General features: G+C 64.8%; 23 protein-coding genes. 9 read left to right on the plus strand and 14 right to left on the minus strand.

All coding sequences use genetic code 11. The annotated features are described in order from the left end of the window. The first annotated feature begins 4 nt into the window (after positions 1-4). From JWQ90_RS00265 to JWQ90_RS00280, 4 genes are all read left to right on the plus strand, one after another. Entirely contained in the window at positions 5-421 is a 417-nt protein-coding gene (locus tag JWQ90_RS00265) for a hypothetical protein (RefSeq protein WP_299687579.1), read from the plus strand. Between the two features lie 202 nt (positions 422-623). Beyond that, positions 624-1292 (plus strand): energy transducer TonB, encoded by a 669-nt coding sequence (locus JWQ90_RS00270; RefSeq protein ID WP_299687582.1) that lies wholly within the window; start codon positions 624-626, stop codon positions 1290-1292. Positions 1293-1353: 61 nt separating this feature from the next. Further along, positions 1354-2076, plus strand: coding sequence for a MotA/TolQ/ExbB proton channel family protein (locus tag JWQ90_RS00275; RefSeq protein WP_299687585.1), 723 nt, complete (start codon positions 1354-1356; stop codon positions 2074-2076). Position 2077: 1 nt separating this feature from the next. Beyond that, positions 2078-2503, plus strand: a complete 426-nt coding sequence (locus JWQ90_RS00280; protein ID WP_299687588.1) for a biopolymer transporter ExbD — start codon at positions 2078-2080, stop codon at positions 2501-2503. 173 nt (positions 2504-2676) lie between these two features. Here JWQ90_RS00280 and JWQ90_RS00285 read toward each other — a convergent pair whose 3' ends face one another. The 10 genes from JWQ90_RS00285 to JWQ90_RS00330 form a co-directional block, all read right to left on the minus strand. Then, the gene (locus JWQ90_RS00285; protein WP_299687590.1) at positions 2677-4131 is read right to left on the minus strand and encodes a sulfite reductase subunit alpha; all 1455 of its coding nucleotides are present in this window, start codon (positions 4129-4131) and stop codon (positions 2677-2679) included. A gap of 4 nt (positions 4132-4135) precedes the next feature. Beyond that, positions 4136-5173: an FAD:protein FMN transferase gene (locus tag JWQ90_RS00290; RefSeq protein WP_299687592.1), complete on the minus strand. Its 1038-nt coding sequence runs from the start codon at positions 5171-5173 to the stop codon at positions 4136-4138. A 168-nt stretch (positions 5174-5341) separates the two neighbouring features. Then, positions 5342-6154, minus strand: a complete 813-nt coding sequence (locus JWQ90_RS00295) for a DUF4198 domain-containing protein (RefSeq protein ID WP_299687594.1) — start codon at positions 6152-6154, stop codon at positions 5342-5344. 44 nt (positions 6155-6198) lie between these two features. Beyond that, complete coding sequence (locus JWQ90_RS00300) at positions 6199-6789, minus strand: DUF2271 domain-containing protein (protein ID WP_299687596.1); 591 nt, start codon at positions 6787-6789, stop codon at positions 6199-6201. Positions 6790-6810: 21 nt separating this feature from the next. Then, on the minus strand, positions 6811-7440 hold the full coding sequence (locus JWQ90_RS00305) for a PepSY-associated TM helix domain-containing protein (protein WP_299687598.1): 630 nt from the start codon (positions 7438-7440) through the stop codon (positions 6811-6813). Between the two features lie 8 nt (positions 7441-7448). Then, on the minus strand, positions 7449-8129 hold the full coding sequence (locus JWQ90_RS00310; RefSeq protein ID WP_299687600.1) for a Fe2+-dependent dioxygenase: 681 nt from the start codon (positions 8127-8129) through the stop codon (positions 7449-7451). Positions 8130-8195: 66 nt separating this feature from the next. Then, entirely contained in the window at positions 8196-10517 is a 2322-nt protein-coding gene (locus JWQ90_RS00315) for a catecholate siderophore receptor Fiu (RefSeq protein WP_299687602.1), read from the minus strand. 257 nt (positions 10518-10774) lie between these two features. Then, on the minus strand, positions 10775-10984 hold the full coding sequence (locus JWQ90_RS00320) for a hypothetical protein (protein ID WP_299687604.1): 210 nt from the start codon (positions 10982-10984) through the stop codon (positions 10775-10777). A gap of 14 nt (positions 10985-10998) precedes the next feature. Continuing rightward, on the minus strand, positions 10999-12075 hold the full coding sequence (locus tag JWQ90_RS00325) for an acyl-CoA desaturase (RefSeq protein WP_366919396.1): 1077 nt from the start codon (positions 12073-12075) through the stop codon (positions 10999-11001). Positions 12076-12263: 188 nt separating this feature from the next. Further along, positions 12264-13352 (minus strand): ferredoxin reductase, encoded by a 1089-nt coding sequence (locus JWQ90_RS00330; RefSeq protein WP_299687608.1) that lies wholly within the window; start codon positions 13350-13352, stop codon positions 12264-12266. A gap of 158 nt (positions 13353-13510) precedes the next feature. Here JWQ90_RS00330 and JWQ90_RS00335 point away from each other — a divergent pair, with 158 nt between their 5' ends. Next, on the plus strand, positions 13511-14188 hold the full coding sequence (locus JWQ90_RS00335; RefSeq protein ID WP_299687609.1) for a TetR family transcriptional regulator: 678 nt from the start codon (positions 13511-13513) through the stop codon (positions 14186-14188). Between the two features lie 69 nt (positions 14189-14257). On the opposite strand, the gene rmuC is transcribed toward JWQ90_RS00335, so the two are convergent. Then, positions 14258-15949, minus strand: coding sequence for a DNA recombination protein RmuC (rmuC, locus tag JWQ90_RS00340; protein ID WP_299687612.1), 1692 nt, complete (start codon positions 15947-15949; stop codon positions 14258-14260). Positions 15950-16042: 93 nt separating this feature from the next. Further along, a complete protein-coding gene (gene pspF, locus JWQ90_RS00345; protein ID WP_299687615.1) occupies positions 16043-17110 on the minus strand; it encodes a phage shock protein operon transcriptional activator in 1068 nt (355 codons plus the stop codon). Between the two features lie 208 nt (positions 17111-17318). Here pspF and JWQ90_RS00350 point away from each other — a divergent pair, with 208 nt between their 5' ends. The 4 genes from JWQ90_RS00350 (at position 17319) to JWQ90_RS00365 (ending at position 19111) form a co-directional block, all read left to right on the plus strand. Then, positions 17319-17612 carry a hypothetical protein gene (locus JWQ90_RS00350; protein ID WP_299687618.1) on the plus strand — a complete coding sequence of 98 codons (294 nt, stop codon included), beginning with the start codon at positions 17319-17321 and terminating at the stop codon, positions 17610-17612. 65 nt (positions 17613-17677) lie between these two features. Beyond that, positions 17678-18364 (plus strand): phage shock protein PspA, encoded by a 687-nt coding sequence (pspA, locus tag JWQ90_RS00355; protein WP_299687621.1) that lies wholly within the window; start codon positions 17678-17680, stop codon positions 18362-18364. A 62-nt stretch (positions 18365-18426) separates the two neighbouring features. Next, a complete protein-coding gene (pspB, locus tag JWQ90_RS00360) occupies positions 18427-18660 on the plus strand; it encodes an envelope stress response membrane protein PspB (RefSeq protein ID WP_299687624.1) in 234 nt (77 codons plus the stop codon). After that, positions 18653-19111, plus strand: coding sequence for a PspC domain-containing protein (locus JWQ90_RS00365; RefSeq protein WP_299687627.1), 459 nt, complete (start codon positions 18653-18655; stop codon positions 19109-19111). Before pspB ends, JWQ90_RS00365 begins: the two co-directional genes overlap by 8 nt. 92 nt (positions 19112-19203) lie before the next feature. Here JWQ90_RS00365 and JWQ90_RS00370 read toward each other — a convergent pair whose 3' ends face one another. Together JWQ90_RS00370 and JWQ90_RS00375 are read right to left on the minus strand one after the other, a co-directional pair. Continuing rightward, entirely contained in the window at positions 19204-20208 is a 1005-nt protein-coding gene (locus JWQ90_RS00370; RefSeq protein WP_299687630.1) for a hypothetical protein, read from the minus strand. Next, on the minus strand, positions 20198-20716 hold the full coding sequence (locus JWQ90_RS00375) for an RNA polymerase sigma factor (protein ID WP_299687633.1): 519 nt from the start codon (positions 20714-20716) through the stop codon (positions 20198-20200). Before JWQ90_RS00375 ends, JWQ90_RS00370 begins: the two co-directional genes overlap by 11 nt. Positions 20717-20787 lie beyond the last annotated feature (71 nt).

Genomic DNA, 20787 nt, shown 5'->3' on the forward strand with positions numbered 1-20787 from the left:
CGCTATGAAATCCTCGGGGACGGACGCACAGGCCGATCTGCTGACCGCGCTGATCGAGCGCTCGACGCTGAGCCTGCGCGGCATGGTCGGGCTGCTGGACGCCGAACACAGCGCGCTGCGCAACGGCGACGTGATGGCGGTCAAGCATCTGAGTCAGGAAAAATCCGCCGGCCTGCTGTCGCTGTCGGCGCTGCTGGCGCAGCTGCGCCTGCGGCCCTGGCCGGCGCACCTGCCGGCAAACGAGCTGCTAAGCCTGCTCGACCGCTGCCAGGAGCAGAACCGCGCCAACGGCTTGCTGATGAACCTGCAGGCCGCGCGGCACCAGGCCGGCCATACCAGTCTCGGCCTGGCCAGCGACGGCTACGGCCGCCACGGCTCGACGCCGCTGCGCGCCGAAATCCGGACGCTCGCGAGCTGCTGACGCGCTTCGCGTTTCGTAGGTGGGAGGTAGGTTGGGGTGAGCGCAGCGAACCCCAACAGTTGTCCCGCGCCGATGTTGGGGTCCGCTTACGCTCACCCCAACCTACGGCCACGGCTCTCTCATTTGACCGTTTGAAGCCCGGGATTTCAGCGCCTATACTACTGCGAATAATTCTCAGTTACGAAATGGCGCGTCGCTCTTTATGGCTTCCGTTGCTGCCGCTGCTCCTGTCCCTTATCGCCCGCTCAAGGCCGCCTCGATGCTCGGCGTCGTCACTGCGCACGTGGCGGCGCTGGGCCTGGCGCTGGTCTGGGCTCACGAGTCGGTGACGCCGCCCGAGCCGGCGGTGATGTCGGTCAGCTTCGTCACCCCGGCCGCGCCGGTGAAACCGCCGGAGCCGCTGCCGCCGGCGCCGCCCGAGCCGCTGCTCAAGCCCAAAACGAGGCCGGTGATCGCCAGTACGCGCACCACGCCGGTCGAAGACGCCATCGTGGCGCCGCCGGTAACCGAGCCCGAGCCGGAGCCGGCCGTGCCGGTCGCCGCCTACTCCGCCGCCGCCGAACCCTCGCCGCCGGGCCAGCCGGAGCCGCCGCGTTTCGACATGGCCTACCTGAGCAACCCCCAGCCCGGCTTCCCGGCGATGTCGAAGAAGCTGCACGAAGAAGGTACCGTGGTACTGCGCGTGCATGTCAGTGCCGCGGGCGAGGCGCTGACGGTGGACGTCGCCCGGTCCAGCGGCTACGGCCGGCTCGACGACGCGGCGCTGCGTGCGGTGCGCAAATGGAAGTTCGTGCCGTCGAAGCGCGGCGACACGCCGGTCGACGGCATCGCGATGGTGCCGATGGTTTTCTCGTTGAAAAAAACCGCCTGATCCGGCGCCCGAAGCTTTTCGTCCCGTATCACCACAGCACAACCGAAGGAATCGCCGCCGCATGGAAACGCAGAGTCTGGGTATCGGTCACTTCATCGGGCAGGCGGATGGCGTCGCGCATTTTCTGCTCGGCTTCCTGCTGCTGATGTCGATCGCGAGCTGGTATCTGATCGTCAGCAAGAGCATCCGCAACGCGATCGAGCGCCGCCGCAGCACACAGTTCCTGGATTTTTTCTGGAACGCGAAAGACCTGATCGAAGTGCAGGAGCGCGTCGTCAGGGAGCACCCGGAAGAGCCGTTCTCGCACCTGGCGCATCACGCGATCTTTGCCCGCGAACATCACGCACGCTTCGGCGTGAGCCGTCTTGAAGATGCTGGCAGCGCGGCGGAATTCCTGACGCGCACGATCCGCAAAGTCATCGACGAAGAAACCGCGAAAGTCGAGAACGGCCTGACGATCCTGGCCTCGGTCGGCTCCACCGCACCGTTCCTGGGTCTGTTCGGCACGGTCTGGGGCATCTACCACGCGCTGGTTGCGATCGGCATGTCCGGCAGCGGCTCGCTGGACAAAGTAGCGGGGCCGGTCGGCGAGTCGCTGATCATGACGGCCGTGGGTCTGGCAGTCGCGATTCCGGCGGTGCTTGGCTACAACTTTCTGGTGCGCTCCAATCGTGTGCTGCTGGCGCGGCTCGACACCTTCGCGCATGACCTCTACGCCTTCCTGACCACCGGCACGCAATTCGCCGCGACGCCGGTCGTGCGCGCCGTCAACAAGGGAGCCTGACATGGCCTTCGGCAGCTTCGGGCACAAGCCCAATGCGACACCGATGACCGAGATCAACATGGTGCCCTTGATCGACGTGATGCTGGTGCTGCTGGTGATCTTCATCATCACCGCGCCGCTGCTGACCAATTCGGTGAAGATCAATCTGCCGCAGGCAAGCTCGGAACCAACCCAGGTCGAGCCCGACAAGATCGACTTCGCGATCGACGACAAGGGCCAGATCTTCTGGAACGGCGAGGCGATCACGATGGCGGTCGCGACGACGCGCCTGCAGGAAGCCGGCAAGAAAGAACCGACGCCGGAGCTGCATGTGCGCGCCGATCGCGAGACGCGCTACCAGGTGCTGGCGCAGGTGATGGCGGAGGCGGCGAAGGCCGGCGTCACCAAGCTCGGCTTCGTATCCGATCCGGCGGCGGCCAAGCCGTAGTTCCAATCTGCAACGGTAGGAGCGGGTCATACCCGCGACTGTGCCGGTGGGGCCTCAGTCGCGGGTATGACCCGCTCCTACAGCCGTAGGTCGGCAATCCCTTGCCGACGTGAGGCCTCGAATACACGTTGACCGTACACCTCGGCAACGGGATTGCCGACCTACGGGGCCGATCAATACACGTCACGACGATAACGCCCCGACTCGCGCAGATGCTCGACGCCCGCTGCCCCCAGTATCTCGTGCAGTGCATCGTCGACACCGGTTGCCATGCCTTGCGCGCTGCCGCAGACGTAGATCGCGGCGCCTCGCTCGAGCCATTCACGCAGCGCAGGCGCGCGAGCGCGGAGGCGATCCTGCACGTACTCGTGGCGCTCGCCGTCGCGCGAGAACACCAGGTCGAGCTGCTTCAGCGCGCCTTGGCCGTGCCAGGCCAACAACTCTTCGCGGTAATAGAAATCGTGCTCGGCGTTGCGCTCGCCGAAGATCAGCCAGTTGTCGTGAGCGCCACTCGCGATGCGTGATTTCAGCAACGCGCGCAGCCCCGCAAGCCCGGTGCCGTTGCCGATCAGAATCACCGGACGCGCATCGTCCGGCGCGTGGAAGCTGCTGTTCGAGCGCAGCAGCGCCGGCAGCGTGCCGCCGATCTCGCCGCTCTGCGTCAGCCAGCTCGAGCCGACGCCGAGACTGCCATCGGCGCGGCGTGTCTGACGGACCAGCAGGTGCACGCCACCGTCGGATGGCAGCGAGGCGATCGAGTAATCGCGCAGTACCGGCGGATCGCCCGGCAGCTGCAGCGCGAGCACGTCGCCCGCTTCCCAGCCGGCCTCCCAGCCGGAGTTTCCCGATACCGGCGCCAGCGCGATGTGAAAGCACGGCGCGCCCGCACTCCCGGGGTTGAGCAACCGACGTTCGATCAGCTGCCATTGCCGAACCTCTGGCTGCCGCCAGTGATCCAGTGCATGGCCGGCGAATACGCCGAGCTGGCTGCGCCATAGCGCCAGCGCCGCCGGGTCCGCGTTGTTGACATCGATACGAGCGAACAACGGCTTTGCGCCCTGCTCCTGCAGCCACTCGTCGAGCCGACGGCCCCAGGCGCAGAACTGCGAATACTCGCGATCACCCAGCGCCAGCAGCGCGTAGCGCAGCTCGCCGAGTTCCGGCGCCTCCATCATCACCTGGCGGATGAAGCGTAGCGCGGCGTCCGGCGGATCGCCCTCGCCGGTGGTGCTGGCGATGAACAGCGCACGCCGCGCAGTGCCCAGCATCGCCGCATCGAGCAGCTCGAGCGCGACCAGCTGGGCAGGAACGTTCACCGCCTGCAGCGCATCGGCGGTCTGCCGGGCGATCTGTTCGGCGTGCCCGGTCTGGCTCGAATGAATCACCAGAACCGCATCGCCGGCCTGCGAGTTGCGCTGCCGATCGCGTCGCGAACGACGCCAGCCCAGCAGCCCGAACAGCATCAGGTAAAACGTCACGCTGCCTGCGGTGACCAGCAACCGCCGGCTCCCCGGATCGCGCCATTCAAAACGAGCGGGCTGCAGCGAGAACAGCAGCACCGCGATCACGGCGAGCATCGCCAGCAACAGGCCGGTCACCGCCGCGACCCAGGCGCCCGATCGCTTCATGACTTCAGGAATCGAGCAGTGCGAGCCAGGCGCTGCTGGCAAATTCGTCGGTGTTCGCAACATCCTGGCGACGCCGGACGACGAACAACGCGGCGATGCCGTGACGCTCGGCGAATGCCATTCCGTCCTGCAAGCCGAGCACGGTCAAGGCGGTGGCCAGCGCGTCGGCCTGCATGCACTGCGCATGCAGCACAGTCACCGATGCCGGCGCCGCGCGCACCGGCCGGCCGTTGCGCGGGTCCAGCGTATGCGCGTAGCGCCGCGAGTCGCGCTCGAAATAGCGGCGGTAATCGCCCGAGGTGGCGATCGACAGGCCGTCGAGTCCGACGATCCAGCGGCCGGCATCCGATTCAGTATCGGGCACGCTTTCGACCTCGACCCACCACGGCGATCCGTCGGGCTTGCAGCCCTGGCCGCGAAGCTCGCCGCCGACTTCGACCAGATAATGATGAACCCCGGCACGCTCGACACAGGCGGCAACGCGGTCGACGCCGTAGCCTTTGGCGATCGAGGACAGATCCAGATACAGGCCGCCGGGCTGCAGCGCGATGCGGCGCTCGGCGTCGATCAGCAGCCGCGACCAGCCGACACGCTGCAATGCGGAGCGGATTTCGACGTCGGACGGAAGCTCGTCGCGCGGCTCGCCCGGACCAAAGCCCCAGCAATTCACCAGCGCGCCCGCGGTGATGTCGTAGGCGCCCGCCGTTTGCTGCGCCAGATCCTGCGCGCAGTTCAGCACCGTGAACATGCCTTCGGGCAAGGCGAGCCAGCTGCCTGCCTCCGCCGCGTTGAAACGCGACAGATCCGAGCCCGCATCCCAGGTGCTCATCTGCGCGACGACTTCATCGAGCGCGGCCTGGACCGAGCGCTGCAGCGATACCAGATCGACACGATCGTCCAACGCGCAGCGCAGACTCCAGCTCGTGCCCATGGTCTGGCCCTGCAGAGCGTACAGGCGCGTGCCGCTCCCGGGCCCGGCTTCCGCCGCAGCACTGAACTGCAGCGGCAGCAGAACACGGTTTGGACTAGGGCCTGTTGACATGGAATCGGTCGCTGCGCCGGCCCCAAAGAGGCTGCAGTCGTAGGTCGGCAATCCCTTGCCGACGTGAGACCAAAATTGCGCATTGACCGTACATGTCGGCAAGGGATTGCCGACCTACGAGACGCTGCCCCACTGGTTTCATCATCGGTGCGGCTGCGGCAGACTTGCTCAGGGCGCCAGCACCTCGAAAATGCCGGTATAGCTGGAGCGGCGTTCCTTGGCGGGCTTGTCGGCCTTGCTGTCGGTGACCGACGCCGACAGCCAGTAAAGGCCGGGACTCGGCCACTGGATGCTGAGCTGGCCCTTGTCGTCGCTCTTCAGCTCGATCGCATCGACGGCGTCGCGATACTGCCTGCGATCGGCGATGACTTCGACGTCGACACTCTTCGCCGGCTTGCCGTCGATCAGCAGCTGGAACACCGCGGCTTCACCGGCATACAGGTCATTGAACGCGGTGACCGGCACCAGCTCCAGACCCTTGCCGCTCGGCTTGCATGCGCCATCGCTGGGTTTGCCGGCCGTGACGTAGGTTTCCAGCCGGCCGATCGACTGGCTGACTTTCAGATCCTTGGCCTTCGCCGGCACTTCCTTGGCAAAACCTTCGGCCGTGAACGGCTGGCCGCGCGGCGGCCAGCGCCGGGTCTGGCCGTTGTCGTCCCAGCTCGCCATCGTGCCGCTGTTGAGCACCGCGATCTTGTAGGTGCCGGCCTGCGTCAGCTGCAGATCGAACACGCTGCGCAGCTTGCCGGTGGCGGCGTTCTCGGGCTGCACGGTGCTGCCGTCCGGCGCAGTGATCAGCAGATTGTCGAGCCGGAGCGGGTTGTGATCCTTGATGAAAGGATCGGTCGAGGTGGCGGCGTCGAATGTCACCCACTGACCGACCGCGAGCACCGTCTTGGACGGCTCGATCCAACCTTTGTGGGCCTCTGCGGCCAAGGGCATCAGCAGCGCGATCACAGCGCCGACGGCGGTAGTTTTCATAGTGCGGCTACACATGGAGATCATCGTACTTGTCCTGTTCGGCATCATGGTTTCAGCAGCAGGCTGACGCCGCCGAGTTCGCTCTTGCCTTGCGTTTTCAGCGGCGTTTCCGCTGCAACCGGCCATTCGAACGGGATATCGACGAGTTCGCGGCCGCCGTCTTCACGCGCCGCCTCGACCAGCAGCTTGTACTTGCCGGGCGCGAGTTCGGCCAGCGGCGCCTTGCCGACCGTGAAGCTGAACTTCTGCTCACCGACCGGGCGCGTCGCGCCGCTGACGCCGTCGATCGGCACACTGATTTCGCGGCCGCTGCGGCGCCACCATTGGCGCAGATCCGGCAGCCACTTGGTGCCGCCTTCACCACCCGCCATCGACTTGTTTTCGGCTGGCTTGCCAGCGTCCGCCGGCGGAGCACCGCCCGGGCCGGGACCGCCGCCGCGCTTCTGCGAGTACCACAGCGCCAGATTGCCGGCGACACTGTGATCTTCACGCTCCAGCCAGACCGCGACGTAAGGGCGGTGATATTCGGCAACATCGAGCTGCGGAATCTGCACGCTGATATCGAGGTCGGCGGCCAGCACTGCCGGCGCCGCGGCGAAGCTGCAGATCGCCAGGAAAAATGGGGGGTGTTTCATCGTTGAAGGAACTCGATTGCGTTAGTGGATAAACAGCAACGCCAGCAGCAGCGGGATCAGCAGACCCAGGCCGGTCAACGGCCAGGTGCTCGGCCGCCGCGATGCGTGCAGTTGCAACAGGAACAGGCCAGTGACCGAGAAGATCAGGCAGGCCACCGCGAAAACGTCGATGAACCAGCTCCACATCAGGCCGGTGTTGCGGCCCTTGTGCAGATCGTTGAAATAGGAAATCCAGCCGCGATCGGTGCGCTCGTAAGTGGTCTCGCCGGTTTGCAGATCGACGCTCAGCCAGGCGTCGCCACCGGGCCGCGGCATCGACAGATACACCTCGTCTTCCGACCATTCCGGCGTGCCGTCGGCGCCCTGCAGCGACCACTGCGTCGCGAACCATTGCTGCACGTCGGCCGGCAAGGCACCCGCCGCTTTGGCCGATGGACTCGCGAGTTCGGCCAGCAGCGGCGCCGGCAGCTCGCCGCGATGCTGCGTGAGCTGTGGCCTGGCCTTGATCTGCGAGGCATGATTGAGCGTGATACCGGTGGCGGCGAACAGCAGCATGCCGACCAGGCACAGCGCCGCGCTGATCCAGTGCCATTGATGCAGCTGCTTGAGCCAGAACGCGCGGCGCTGTGCGACCGCGGCCGCGTCGGCCATCGATGCGCTCACAGCTCGGCCCAGCGTCTGAGCAGGTTGTGATAGACACCGGTGAGCCGGGTCATCGACGCATGCTCGGGCACGGCCTGGTTCAAGTCCTGAATCGATCGATCGAGCTCGTACAGCAAGGCACGCTGTGCATCGTCGCGAACCATGCTCTGAACCCAGAAGAACGCGCCCAGCCGGGCTCCGCGTGTAACCGGCCGGACCTCGTGCAGACTGCTGGAAGGATAAAGAATCAGGTGCCCGGCCGGCAGCTTGACGCTGTGCGTACCGTAGGTGTCCTCGACCAGCAGTTCGCCACCGTCATACTCATCGGACGCGGACAGAAACAGGGTTGCGGAGATATCGGTACGGACACGGTACGGTGCTTCGCGAGTCAGCCGCACCGCGGTATCGATGTGCTTGCCGAAATGCCCGCCGCTTTCATACCGGTTGAACAGCGGCGGGAAGACTTTCAAAGGCAGAGCCGCCGACGTGAACAGCGAGTTCTGCGCCAGCTGCTGCAGGATGATTTCGCCTAGCCGCCTGGCCAGCGGATGCGATTCGGTCAGCTGGCGATTGCGCTTGACCCTCGCCGCCTGGGCGCCGGCGGTAACGCGGCCGTCGTCCCAATCGGCGCCGTCGAGAGCAGCGCGCATCTGCACAAGCTGGTCGGCGTTCAGCAGCTCTGGAATCTGTACCAGCATGGGTTCTCTCTGAAACCTCAGGGTCCTCGCCAAGCTTTGACGAGGGCCCTTCTTATCATGCGGCGTTTAAAAGCGGACGTTCAAAGTCGCAAGGTATGAACGAGGCGTGCCCGGGTAGTAACGCAGCCCGGAGTTGTTGACGCTAGCGACATAGTCTTCGTCGGCGAGGTTGTAGACGTTGAGCTGCACGCCGAGATTCCGGGTGAGCTCGTACTTCGCCATCGCGTCGAACACGGTGTAGCTGCCGATGTCGAAAACGCCGGCGGTCAGAGTGCCTGGGCTGTTATTGACGGTGCGCGCCTGAGAGTCGACGTAGCGGACGCCGCCACCGATCTGCAGCCCGATCGGGAAGTCATAGGTGGTCCACAGCGTGGCGCTGTTCTTCGGCGAGAAGTTGATCGCGGCGCCGGTCTGAGTCGAGCTGCCGTCGGTTGCGATGGTGCCTGCGGTGACTTCGGTGTCCTGGAAGGTGTAGCCGGCGCTGATCTGCCAGGCCGTCGTCAGCTGGCCGACCAGGCCGAGTTCGACTCCCTTGACCTGCTTCTCGCCGTACTGGACGACGGTGTCTTCGCCCTGGCGCGCCAGATCGTTCTGGTTGGTGCTCTTGAACAGCGCCGCGGTTGCCGACAGGCGCCCTGCGAGGAAATCCCACTTGGTGCCGAACTCCAGGTTCCTGGCCTTCTGCGGTTCCAGCGCCGGGCTGTTGACGTTGGCCGCGGTCGCGCTCAGCGTGAAGTTGTCGCCACCCGGCGGACGCAGCGAGTTGGCGTAGGCAACGTAGACGCTGCCGTTGGCCAGAGGCTTGAACACCACACCGGTCTTCCAGCTCAGCAGATTGTCGGCGGCCTCGAGGTGGGCCGGAACCAGAGTACCGACCGGCAAGCTGGGATTGCTCGTGGCGGTTGCCAGCGAGACCGAGTCGGTCTTGGTCTCGTAACGCTCCCAGCGCAGGCCGCCGTTGAGCTGCCACTGCTCGGTCAGCTTGACGGTGTCGAACAGGTATACGGCGCCGGTCGTCGTATGGCCGTCGGCGTACGCACCGGTCGGCGCAACATCGGCCGCCGGGTCGCTGGGATTGGGGTTGTAGAGATTGGCGGGTGTCTGCGTCTGGCCGGTGACCAGGCCATAGCTCGGAGTGTCCTGCGACTCGTAGAGGAACTCGACGCCGCCGCTGAGCGTATGGCTGACCGGGCCGGTGGGCAGTTCGGCGGTGAAGCCGGTCTGATTGGTCAGGATCTGATTCTCGCGGAAGCTGCCCTGGCGCGAACGATTGACCGTCCACTGTGAGCTGTCCGGTTGCAGCACCGCCGGCGTGGCCGCGTCACCATCGTCGTCGTAAGTCAGGTTCGGCGCCTGCAAGGGTGCGGTCAGCACGCGCTTCTGCTCGCTCTTGCCGTAGCGCGACAGATTGCGGAACGTGAAACCGGGCCGCAGATCGTGCTCGATGCGCAGCGTGAACATGTTGGCGGTCAGATCCTCGTAGTCGGCATCCAGACCGTAGAAGTTCTTTTCATCGACCGTCTCGGCCGTGACACCGGCGGCGTCCAGCGTCGGGTTGCGATAACCGTCGAGACCGATCGCCGCTATGCCGCCGTCCGGCACGTTGTCCTGGCGGATGTGCTGGCTGAAAGCGTAGATCCGCGTATTGGTGCCCAGGCCGAACGCGATTGACGGCGCGATACCCCATTGTTCGCGCTGAATGAGGTCACGACCGGCGACCCCACCGTCCTGGCCGACCAGGTTGAGGCGCACGGCGGAGTGCTCGCCTATCGTCTGATTGAGGTCGGCAGTCACGCGGCGTCGCGCCTCGCTGCCGTAGCTGATCGAGCCGCTGTCGGCGTTCTCGGCAACCGGGACCTTGCTGACGAGGTTCACGTAACCCGAGGCCGCACCGCGGCCGTTATCCGCGCCGGCCGGACCTTTGACGATCTCGATCTGCTCGATGTTGAACACATCGCGCACTGCCGCGCCGAGGTCGCGGACGTTGTCGAGAAAAATACTGCCCTGGGAATCGAAGCCGCGCATGAAGATGCTGTCGCCGCTCTGCGTATTGCCGTTCTCGCCGAGCTGGAAGGTGATGCCGGGGACGTTGCGCAGCGCATCGCTGAGGCTGACGGCGCCCTGGTCGGCGATCAGCTCTTTCTTGATGACGGTGATCGTCTGCGGCGTATTCACCAGCGGCTGGGTGAACTTGGGCGAGGACACCGTATCGGCCTTGTAGCTGCCCTCGGTCTGGTCGATGACGCGAACCGCGGGTAGCGCCACGGCGCGTTCGCCGGTGGCCGAACTGCTTTCGATTGGGGGCGTCGTCGCGGCTGACGCCGGCTCGCCCTGCGTCATCCCCGGGCCGGCGTACACAGCCAAAACCGCCGCTGCCAGCGGCGTCATGCGCAACCTCGTCATTCGTGTCACTCCCTACTGCGGTATGGATTGACGGTGGCTAGCAGCAATCCATATCGGCGCCCTTCCCGGCGCGATCATGCTTTGGCTTCCGCACTGGTTAATTTTTTTTAATTAACTGAACGCGATTCTACATGAGAATCATTAACAAATAAAAGTGGCAAATGCCGAGCTGGATGAGCTTTGCGAAACCCGGTACTGCAGGGGAATGGCCCGGGGTTGGCGAAGCCCACCCCAGGCGGCATCTACTTTTCAGGATTGTCTGGCTTGCCGGCCGACGGCGCCTTGCGCGCCGCTTCGACGACTTCGAGCACGTCGCCAGCCCACTCGCCGACTTCGCGCGCGACATCGCGTACCGCGCCGGTGATCACCGTGGTGATCCGCCCGACGCGCTCGGCGCCGGATTCGACCGCGACCTGCAATACGTCTTTCAACATCTCCAGCTTGCTCGGCATTCCAGGTTCCTGGTTCAGGCGGCTACCGGCAGCATCGCAGAACGCGGCGGCAGCGCCAATTCGGCGATGCGCCTGAGTACGCTGCCAAACTGCCTGGCCAGCGAACCGGTGTTGTACGGCAGCCCGTAACGCCCGCAGATCTCGCGGACTTCGCTGGCAATTTCGGCGTAGCGGTGGCCAGGCAGATCGGGGAACAGATGATGCTCGATCTGGAAACTGAGATTGCCGCTCATGACATGGAACAGCTTGCCGCCCTCGATATTGGCGCTGCCGAGCAGTTGGCGAAGATACCAGTGGCCGCGGGTCTCGTTGGCTAGCTCGCTCTTGTCGAAGGTCTGCACATCGGCCGGGAAATGACCGCAGAAGATGATCGTGAACGACCAGAAATTGCGGATCAGGTTGGCGCTGGCGTTGCCGGCGAGCGTGAACCCGGCAAACGGGCCGGCCAGCAGCGGGAACAGCGCATAGTCCTTGAGCCACTGGCGGCGGACTTTCTTCCAGACGCCCTGCAGCACCGGCTTGGCATCACGCCAGGAGCGCTTGCCTGCGATGACACGGTCGAACTCGACATCGTGCAGTGCAACACCGTACTGGAACAACGCGGCCAGGCCGAAGGCCATCAGCGGATTGGCCAGGTATTGCGGGCGCCATGGCTGCTTTTCGTCCATGCGCAGCAGGCCGTAGCCGACGTCGCGATCGACGCCGAGCACGTTGGTGTAGGTGTGGTGCATCACGTTGTGCGAATGGCGCCACTGGTCGCCGGGGCAGGCGGTGTCCCAGTCGAAGTTCTTGGAGTTCAGCGCCGGGTCCTGCATCCAGTCGTACTGGCCATGCATGACGTTGTGGCCGATCTCCATGTTGTCGAGGATCTTCGACGTCGCCAGCGCGGCGACGCCGCCCAGCCAGGCAGGCGGCAGAAAACCAAACTGCAGCAGGCCGCGGCCGGCGATCTCGAGGCTGCGCTGCAGCTTGACGATGCGGCGGATGTAGGCGGCATCGCGCTCGCCGAGATCGGCCAGCACGCGCTCGCGCAGCGCGTCGAGTTCACGGCCAAAGGCTTCGATCTGGCTCGCGCTCAAGGCGGCGATCATCGGATTCGACGAGACGCTTGCGGCGGCCTTGCCCGGCAACTTCGAGCTCGGGTTGCGCGGTGTGCTCAGTGATTTGCTACGGGCCATATCAGACTCCGAATTCGTTTTGGTTTGCTTGCGCATCCCACGGTCAACGTCGGCAAAGGATTGCCGACCTACGGTTTGAGCGGGCTTTCGTTTCATCACGCTCAAATGTCGAGCGTCACGTCGCCGACGGCGGCGCTGACGCAGATCTGGATGTCTTCTTCGCCGCTGGACGACAGCCGGCCGCTGCGCAGGTCGCGCACCACGCCCGAAGTCTTGCGGCAGGTGCAGCTGTGGCAGATGCCCATGCGGCAGCCCGACTCCGGACGCAGGCCCGCGGCCTCGGCCTGATCGAGCAGGCTGCGGCCGTCGTTGGCGGCGTAGCGCTCGCTGCGGACGAAGCGGAGTTCGCCACTGATCGTGTCCGGGTCCGCCGGGGCCGAGGTCGATGTGGCGGTAAAGCGCTCCAGTCGCAGCCTGGATTCGCAGCCAAGTTCGGCGCACAGCGCGCTGACCGCATCGATCAGCGCGGCCGGCCCGCAGACGTAGATTTCGGCGGCGGCCAGATCCTGGACCAGGCCGTCGAGATGCGCGCGGCCGAAGCGGCTACCGCCGCTTTCGCGGGTGCGGATGACGCGCAGCTTCCATTCGGGCTGTGCTCCGAACAGCTCGATCAGCTCATCGGCGAAAATCGTGTCCGCCGCGTTGCGCACGTAGTACAACAGGCTCAGCACGCCAGCATGGCCACCGCGAGCCAGGGTCCGCAGCATCGCCATGATCGGGGTGATGCCGCTGCCGCCGGCGATCAGCATCAGCGGAGCCGACACCGCCTGCGGCAATACGAACTCGCCTTCGGCCTGCGACAGGCCGATCACCATGCCGACGCGGGCGTTGCGGTTCAGGTAGGCCGAGACCAGGCCCTCGTCCTGGGCCTTGACCGTGATCTCGATCAGGCCGTCGTGCGCCGCCTGCGCATCCGACAAGGAATAGCAGCGGCTGCGTCGCACGCCACCGATCTCGACCTGCACGCGGACATACTGGCCGGCCAGGAAACCCTTCCAATGCCGGTTCGGCCGCATCCTCAAGCTGACCGAATCAGCCGTGGGCCGGGTGATCGACTCGATGCGCGCCCTGATCTTGTCCACCGACCACATCGGATTGAACGGTTCCAGGAACCGGTCGACGCCATGTGGCGCGGTCAGTGCATTGACCAACCGTGAACCGAGGGCGCGGTTGAGACTGCCTGAGAGCATCGAATCGATCATGGAACCGGGCACCGGTTGGCGTGATGTGAACGTATGTACACATCCTAGGCAGCACCGATCCGGAATGTCAACACTTGTTCACATTCAGGTCTGCCGGTGCCGATGCCTGGGTATACTTCAGCATTAACCCTGTAGCCCCGTAGGCCATGCCCCCGGTCAGCGATTCGATCAGCGAGAAACTCGAGCAGGTGCAGGCCGGGCGCGAAAGCCGGGGCCAGCGCACGCGCCTCGGCCTGCAGGAAGCCGCGCTGCGTCTGCTGGGCCACGACAAGAGCTTCAGCAGCCTGAGTCTGCGCGAGGTCACCCGCGAAGCCGGTATCGTGCCGACCGCGTTCTACCGTCACTACCAGACGATGGAAGATCTGGGCCAGGACCTGGTCACGGACTCATTCCGGACCTTGCGCCGGATGATCCGCTCGGTGCGCAGCGAAGGCCTGCCCGACGGCAATGTCATCGGCCGCACCGTCGAAACCCTGGTCAAGCATGTGCACGCCAACCGCATGCACTTCCAGTTCATCGCGCGCGAGCGCTACGGCGGCTATTCGAGCCTGCGGGTTTCGATCCAGCAGGAAATCCGCGCCTTCGGTGCCGACCTTGCGACCGATCTGGCGCGCTTTCCGGTGCTGGATCGCTGGGACGCGGACAGCATGGAGATGCTGACCACGCTGATGGTCAACGCGATGGTATCGATCGCCGAGCAGATTCTGGATGCACCGCAGAACGATGCGGCCGCGGAAGCGGAAATCGTCCGCCGCGCGGAACGTCAGCTGGTTTTCATTTCACTGGCGGTACCGGCCTGGCGGCCGATCAAGGCGGCGAAATAGCCGTCGCAGACCGCGCCTTCACAAACGTGGCACGGGTTCGATTCAGCCACACGCGTTCACTTGGAGTCGTCAGGTGGTTCCATCCCCGGAGTTCTCCAGGGCATCGGCTGGCGGCGTCAGCTGCCCGCCTTCCAGCTCCGCGCCACCGCTGCCAACCCACTGCTTAGGCAACTGCTTGCTAGGTTTGACCCCGAGCTTCTTCAGCATTTCGGCCTGGCGGATCACATTTCCGCCTCCCTCACTGAGTTTTTTCTTGGCGTCGTGGTAGCTGGCCTGAGCCTGCTCGATCCGCTCGCCGACTTTGTTCAAGTCGGTGACGAAGCCGACCAGCTTGTCGTACAACTCGGCGCCTCGACTGGAGATCTCCTTGGCGTTGCGGCTCAAGTCTTCCTGACGCCACAGGTTGGCAACGGTGCGAATCACGAACAGCAAGGTGCTAGGGCTGACCAGCAGCACGTTCCGCTCCCAGGCCTGCTGGAACAATTCCCGATCGTGGGTCACCGCCATCATGAAGGCGGGCTCCAGGGGGATGAACATCACGACGAAATCCAGCGAGCGGAGGCCGTAAAGCGATTGGTAGTTCTTCTCCGACAGACCCTTGATGTGATTGCGGATGGCGGCCAGATGCCGCTTCAACGCGGCGAACCGCTCTTCGTCGGTGTCCGCCGACGCAAACGCGCGGTAGTCCGGCAATGTGAGCTTGGAGTCGACCACCAGATGGCGGTCGCCCGGCAGATTGATGATCACGTCGGGGATGAAATGGGTTTGTCCGTCGTCGGATTTGACGCTGCCCTGGCGCTGATAGTGCTGGTCGCGCAGCAGGCCCGCTTTCTCCAGCACGTCATCAAGGATGATCTCGCCCCAGTTGCCCTGAGCCTTGCGATCACCCTTCAGCGCCAGCGTCAGGTTGTTGGCATCCTGGCTCAGGGTTTGGTTCAACGTCATCAGCTGCTTGACCTGCTCGGTGAGCGCGCTGCGATCCTTTCCCTCGTTGACATAGACCTCTTCGACCTTGGACTTGAAGTCCGTGAGCTGCTGTTTCAACGGGCTGAGCAACTGGTCGAGGTTGGTCTGGTTCTGCTCGGTGAACTTGCGGCTCTTCTCATCCAGAATCTCGCTGGCCAGCGCCTTGAACTGATCCGACAGGGTCTGCCGGGCCTGCTCCAGAAGAGCGAGCTTGTCCTGCAGTTGAATACGCTCGGACGCCAGCTCCTGGCTCAAGGTGGCCACCGCGGTTTTGCTGCCGGCCAGTTCGTCGCTCAGTGTCTGCTTGTCGGCCAGCGCGGCTTTCAGATCGATCTCGATCTCCACAATGCGCCGCTGCTTCGCGGCGGTGTCCGCAGTGAGCTTGCCATTGGCTTCGCGCAGATCCGAAAACTGAGTGTTGAGTACCTGCAACGCAGTGGCGGCTTCTTTCTGCGCGGCCTCGAGCGTCTCGGCGGTTTGCTTCAACGCCGACTCCAGTTCGGGCACGCGTCTGGCGCGCGCGCCGGATTCGGCGGCTTCGCGGATGGAAACATCCAGCGCGGCCTGCAAGGTTCTGGCGCGAGCCTCCGCCTCGGTCAGCCGGGCATCGAGTTGGGCCAGGTCCTTTCTTGCCCCAGCGGCTTGTTCGGCCAGCGTGGCGCGCTCGACTTCGCTCCCGGCGGCCCCTTTCAGCTCGGCCAGCGACAGCCTGCTTTTCAATACGAGCCAGCTTGCCAAGACTCCGGCCAGAAGGCCGGCGATCAAGAAAACGACATGGATGGCAGCCAATTGCATGATGGTCTCGGTACGGTGAGTGGCGGTACGACAACAACGTCAGCGGCCGGCGGGAAAAACGGGGCTTGCTCCTCCAGCGACGATCAGCATCGCCTACTCGCCCACCCGCAGCAGCCCGTATTTGCGCAGTTGCCCGCGATACTGGTGATAGGTCAGCCCGAGCAACTCGGCGGCGCGCTTCTGGTTGTAGCGCGCCGCGTCGAGTGCGCCTTTCAGCAGGCGCGTTTCGAAGTCGGCAACTTCGCGCTCGAACTCCAATGGATAGCACGGCTCGTCCACGACTGCGGCCGTCGCCGATACGGCAGCCGCGGTCGTGGCGACCATCGTCGGCAATACGTTTTGATCCTGACTGCCAGTCGGCAGCACGCCGCGCGGACGATACGGCGATGCGAACGGGTCCAGCTCCAACTGCTCGACCACACGCCTGGCATTTTCGAGCCGGTAAACCGAGCGCTCGACGACGTTGCGCAGCTCGCGCACGTTGCCGGGCCAGTCGTGTGCCAGCAGCTGACGCTCGGCCGCCGGCGAGAAGCCGGCGAAATATTCACGGCCCAGCTCCTTGGCCATGTTCTCGGCAAACTTCTGCGCCAGCAGCACGATGTCCTCGAGCCGCTCACGCAGCGGCGGCACGGTGACGACGTCGAACGACAGGCGGTCCAGCAAGTCTTCGCGGAAGCGGCCGGCGCGCGCCAGCGAGGGCAGATCCTGGTTGGCCGCGCCGACCAGGCGCACGTCGACGCTGATGGTCTCGGAGGAGCCCAGGCGTTCGAATTCGCCGTACTCGATCACGCGCAGCAGCTTTTCCTGCAGCCGCAGACTCATGCTGGCGAGCTCGTCCAGAAACAGCGTGCCGCCGTTGGCCAGCTCGAAGCGCCCGATCCGCGCGCGGGTCGCGCCGGTGTAGGCGCCGGAGACGTGACCGAACAGCTCGGATTCCAGCAGCTCCTCGTTGAGCGCCGCGCAATTGAATTTGACGTAGGGCCGCTGCCAGCGCTCGGACAAAAAGTGCAGCCGCGCGGCGATCAGCTCCTTGCCGGAGCCGCGCTCGCCGACGATCAACACCGGCTTCACCAGCGGTGCGACGCGCGAAACTTTTTCGAGTACCGCCAGGAAGTTATCGGATTGGCCGATGATCGGATCGGGGATGTCGCGCTGGGCCATGGTGGCAGTTTTCGCTGATCAGCTCACTAGATGGCGTTTTCTACCATAACTTTGCGCACATCGCCGATCGGACAACGGAGCTGGATCGAGATAAAAATTTAAAGCCTTTAAATTTCAAATAGATAAGCCGTTTTTTCGAGTTGGCACAAGCCTGGCAATAAGACTGGGGCACAAGCGCCAACACAAGCAACGCAAGGAGAGACTCACCATGACCAACCGCCGCCCCCTCGCCCATGCAGTACTCGCAATCGCTTTGATCGGCGGCAGCGCCGGCGCGCAGGCTGCGGATGGCATGAGCAGCCGCGTCGCCTCCGGCCTCGGCCGCTGGATCGCCGCCCAGGGCAACGCCGCTCTCAGCGAGCTGAGCGAAGACCTGAAGCGCGATCTGGCCGAGCGCCTGCAGCCGCTGCTGCCGGCCAGCGATATGGTCGAAGCCGACCCTCTGCACAAGGTCGGCAACGAGCCGGGCGCCGCACCGAACACCGCCGCGCAGTCGATCTGATCGCCAGGCAGACCCGACACTTTTTCTCAACAACGTCACAATCACGTACTGACCGGAGCTACACCATGGGCATCTTTTCGCGCCTTTCCGACGTCATCAACTCCAATATCCACGCCATGCTCGACAAGGCGGAAGATCCGGAGAAGATGGTCCGCCTGATCATCCAGGAAATGGAAGACACGCTCGTCGAAGTGCGTTCCACCAGCGTGCGCACCATCGCCCGCAAGAAGGAACTGCAGCGTCTGCTGAACCAGCTGCAGGCCGAGACCGCCGACTGGGCGGCCAAGGCCGAGCTGGCGTTGAGCAAGGATCGCGAAGACCTCGCCCGCGGCGCGCTGGCGGCGAAGAACCGCGCGCTCGAGCAGTTCTCGATGTACGAGAAAGAGCTGTTCCATGTCGTGGACGAGATCGGCAAGCTGGACGAAGACACCGGCAAGCTGAAGGCCAAGCTGGCCGATGCGCGCCAGCGCCAGAAGGTGATCGTGCTGCGTTCTCAGTCACTGACGTCTCGTCTGCGGGTCAAGTCGACGATCCACGATACGAAGATGGCCGACGCCATGCTTAAAATGGAGCAGTACGAGGGCAAGATCGATCGCATGGAGGCCGAACTCGAAGCCTACGACCTGGGTACGCGTTCGCTGTCAGACGAGTTCGCTCAGCTGGCCGCCAATGAAAAGGTCGAGGACGAGCTCAGCCAGCTGCGCGCCAAGCTCGGCAAGACCGCTCCCGCGAGCGAGCCGAGCAAGCAATAGCCCGGGCGCGTGTCCTTGCGGACTCGCATTTGTTTTCTTGAGAGGTCGAAGGGGATCCTTTCGTGGAAGAACTGGTTCCGCTCATAGCAATCGTCTGCCTGTTCGTGATCCTGCCCGGCATGGGCATGTGGTTCGCGGACCGTCAGCGACGCTGGAAAGCGCAGCAGGGCGAAGCATCACAGCTTGCGGACGCGGATCTGCTGCGGCTGGCTGATCGCCTGGAAAAGCGTGTCGAGGCGCTTGAAAAAATCCTCGACTCCGAAGCACCGAATTGGAGGGCGCGTCATCATGGCTAAGCTGTCTTCCCTGCACTCGTCACGCTTTCGCCGCTATCCGGACGAAGGCTATATCGGCGGCGTCTGCGCCGGTATCTCCGAGTTCCTGGGCTGGAACGTGCGGATGATCCGGGCGCTGGCGGTGCTGAGCTTCATCTTCGGCGGCTTCTTCCCGATCGTGCTGGTCTACGGCCTGCTGTGGTACGTGATGGAGGAAACACGCGGCACTTCAGCATCGCCGGATCGTGGCTATGAGAGCTCCGGTCCCGGCGATCTCGGCGGCGGTTCCGGCAGTGGCGCTTACGCCAGCCGCTCTTATGGCGGCAGCAGCGACATCGGCGGCCGCCCCACGACGAGCGCGGATCTGAAGAGTCGCTTCTCGCGCCTGGAACAACGCCTCAGCAGCATGGAAGACTGCGTCACGTCCAACGACTACGAACTGCGCCGCGAGCTGCGCAAGCTCGAGACCTGAGATCGAAGAAACCTGGGTTGGCGTAGGTTGGGGTGAGCGCAGCGAACCCCAACGTTCGATCCGCGATGATGTTGGGGTTCGCGCACCCCAACCTACCCAGGCTCGCAGTGTGCCGCGTAGTTCACTTGCAGCACGCGCTTTTCCGCATCCAGCACCAACCAGACGCCCCGAGATGGATAAAGCCACAAGCTCGCGTTGCTCGGCGTGCTCGAACGAGCTTCGCAAGACCAGTTTGAATCCGCGATCTGCGGCGGCTCGTCGAATCGCCCCGTGGTCTCGAACCATTGGTCTATCGTCGGCGACGGCTCCGGAAACAGCCGCAGGCTGCTCAGCTGCGCCTGCTCGTCGTAGCGGAATTCCGCAGCGCCCTGAACTCCCGGCAGCTGCGCATAGCGCTCCACGCGTTGCGCATCGATCGAGGTCGGCGCGCCGTAGAGTGCGCGTACTTGCTCGCGCGCAGCCGTCGCCAGCGCAAGACCCTGGAAGCTTGCGGGCTGCCATGCAGCCGCTGGCGCCGCCGGTTCGTAGGAGCTGAAAGCCATGCCCTGCGGCGCGAATGCAGCGGTATTTTTTTGCGGTGCGGTATCGAATGGCGATGTCGGTGGTGGTGGCGGTGACGGCGGGGCCGCCGTCAAGGCGTGTGCGCTTTCGGCGCTGCGCTGCATCTGCTTGCGCACGGCGCTATCACGCTGGCGCGATTCCGACTCAAAGCGACGCTCGACCGGCTCTTCGGCACGGCGCGCCGCAACGGCATCCGCAGCGGCTCCCTTCGCGGCCGCTGGCGCACCGGCGACGGAGGCTTCGACCGGCGGTGCCGATGCTGGCAGCACGGCGGGTGCAGCCTGCGGCTGCGGCGCACGCACCAGCGGCTCGCGCCACAATTGCAGCACCACACCGACGCCCAGAGTCAGCACCGCGGCGAGCGCCAGCGGCGCCTGCCAGCGCCGCCTCGAACACACCGGCGCCTGGGCATCGCGCGCGAACTTCAATACGGCCTCATCGACCTGCGATGGCGGCTGCACCGACTTCGTCGTCGCCCAGGCGCGCGAAATTTCGTCCGCCTGGATCTCGGACGGCGACTTGTATTCAGAGGACATCGGCGAGCGCTCCCCGCAGGCGGCTCAGCGCGTAGCGCAGCCGGCTCTTGACCGTCTCGCGGCCGACGCCGGTGACTTCGGCGATCTGCTCCAGGCTCAAGCCGCCCTCCTCCTTCATCAGGAACGCCTCGCGTTGCTCGGACGGCAGCGCGCCGAGCGCCTGCAGCAGACGCCGCGAAGTCGATACCGACTGCGCCTGGGCTTCGGGCTCCAGATGCGCCGGCGCCGCGAGCTCGATGGTGTCATCCAATGGCTCCTGGCCCGCGCGCGCCGCGCGGTAGTGATCGATCAGGCGGTTGTGCGCCAGCTTGTACAGCCAGGTCGCGAAGCGCGCCTTCACCTCGTAGCGCGACCGTGAACGCACGACACTCGCCCACACGTCCTGGAACAGTTCGGCCGCGATATCCTCGTTGCCGCAGCCGCGCAGCAGGTAGCGGTAGCTGCCGCCGCGATGGCGTCGATACAGCTGCTCGAAAGCCGCCAGTTCGCCTCGCTGATAACGCAGCATCAGGGCTTCGTCCGAAGGGCCGCCAACAACAGCCGGGCCTTCCGCAGGCTCGGCCGTCCCGGCTTCCGACG

Source organism: Hydrocarboniphaga sp. (genome assembly GCF_028291725.1).
Lineage (GTDB): Bacteria > Pseudomonadota > Gammaproteobacteria > Nevskiales > Nevskiaceae > Hydrocarboniphaga.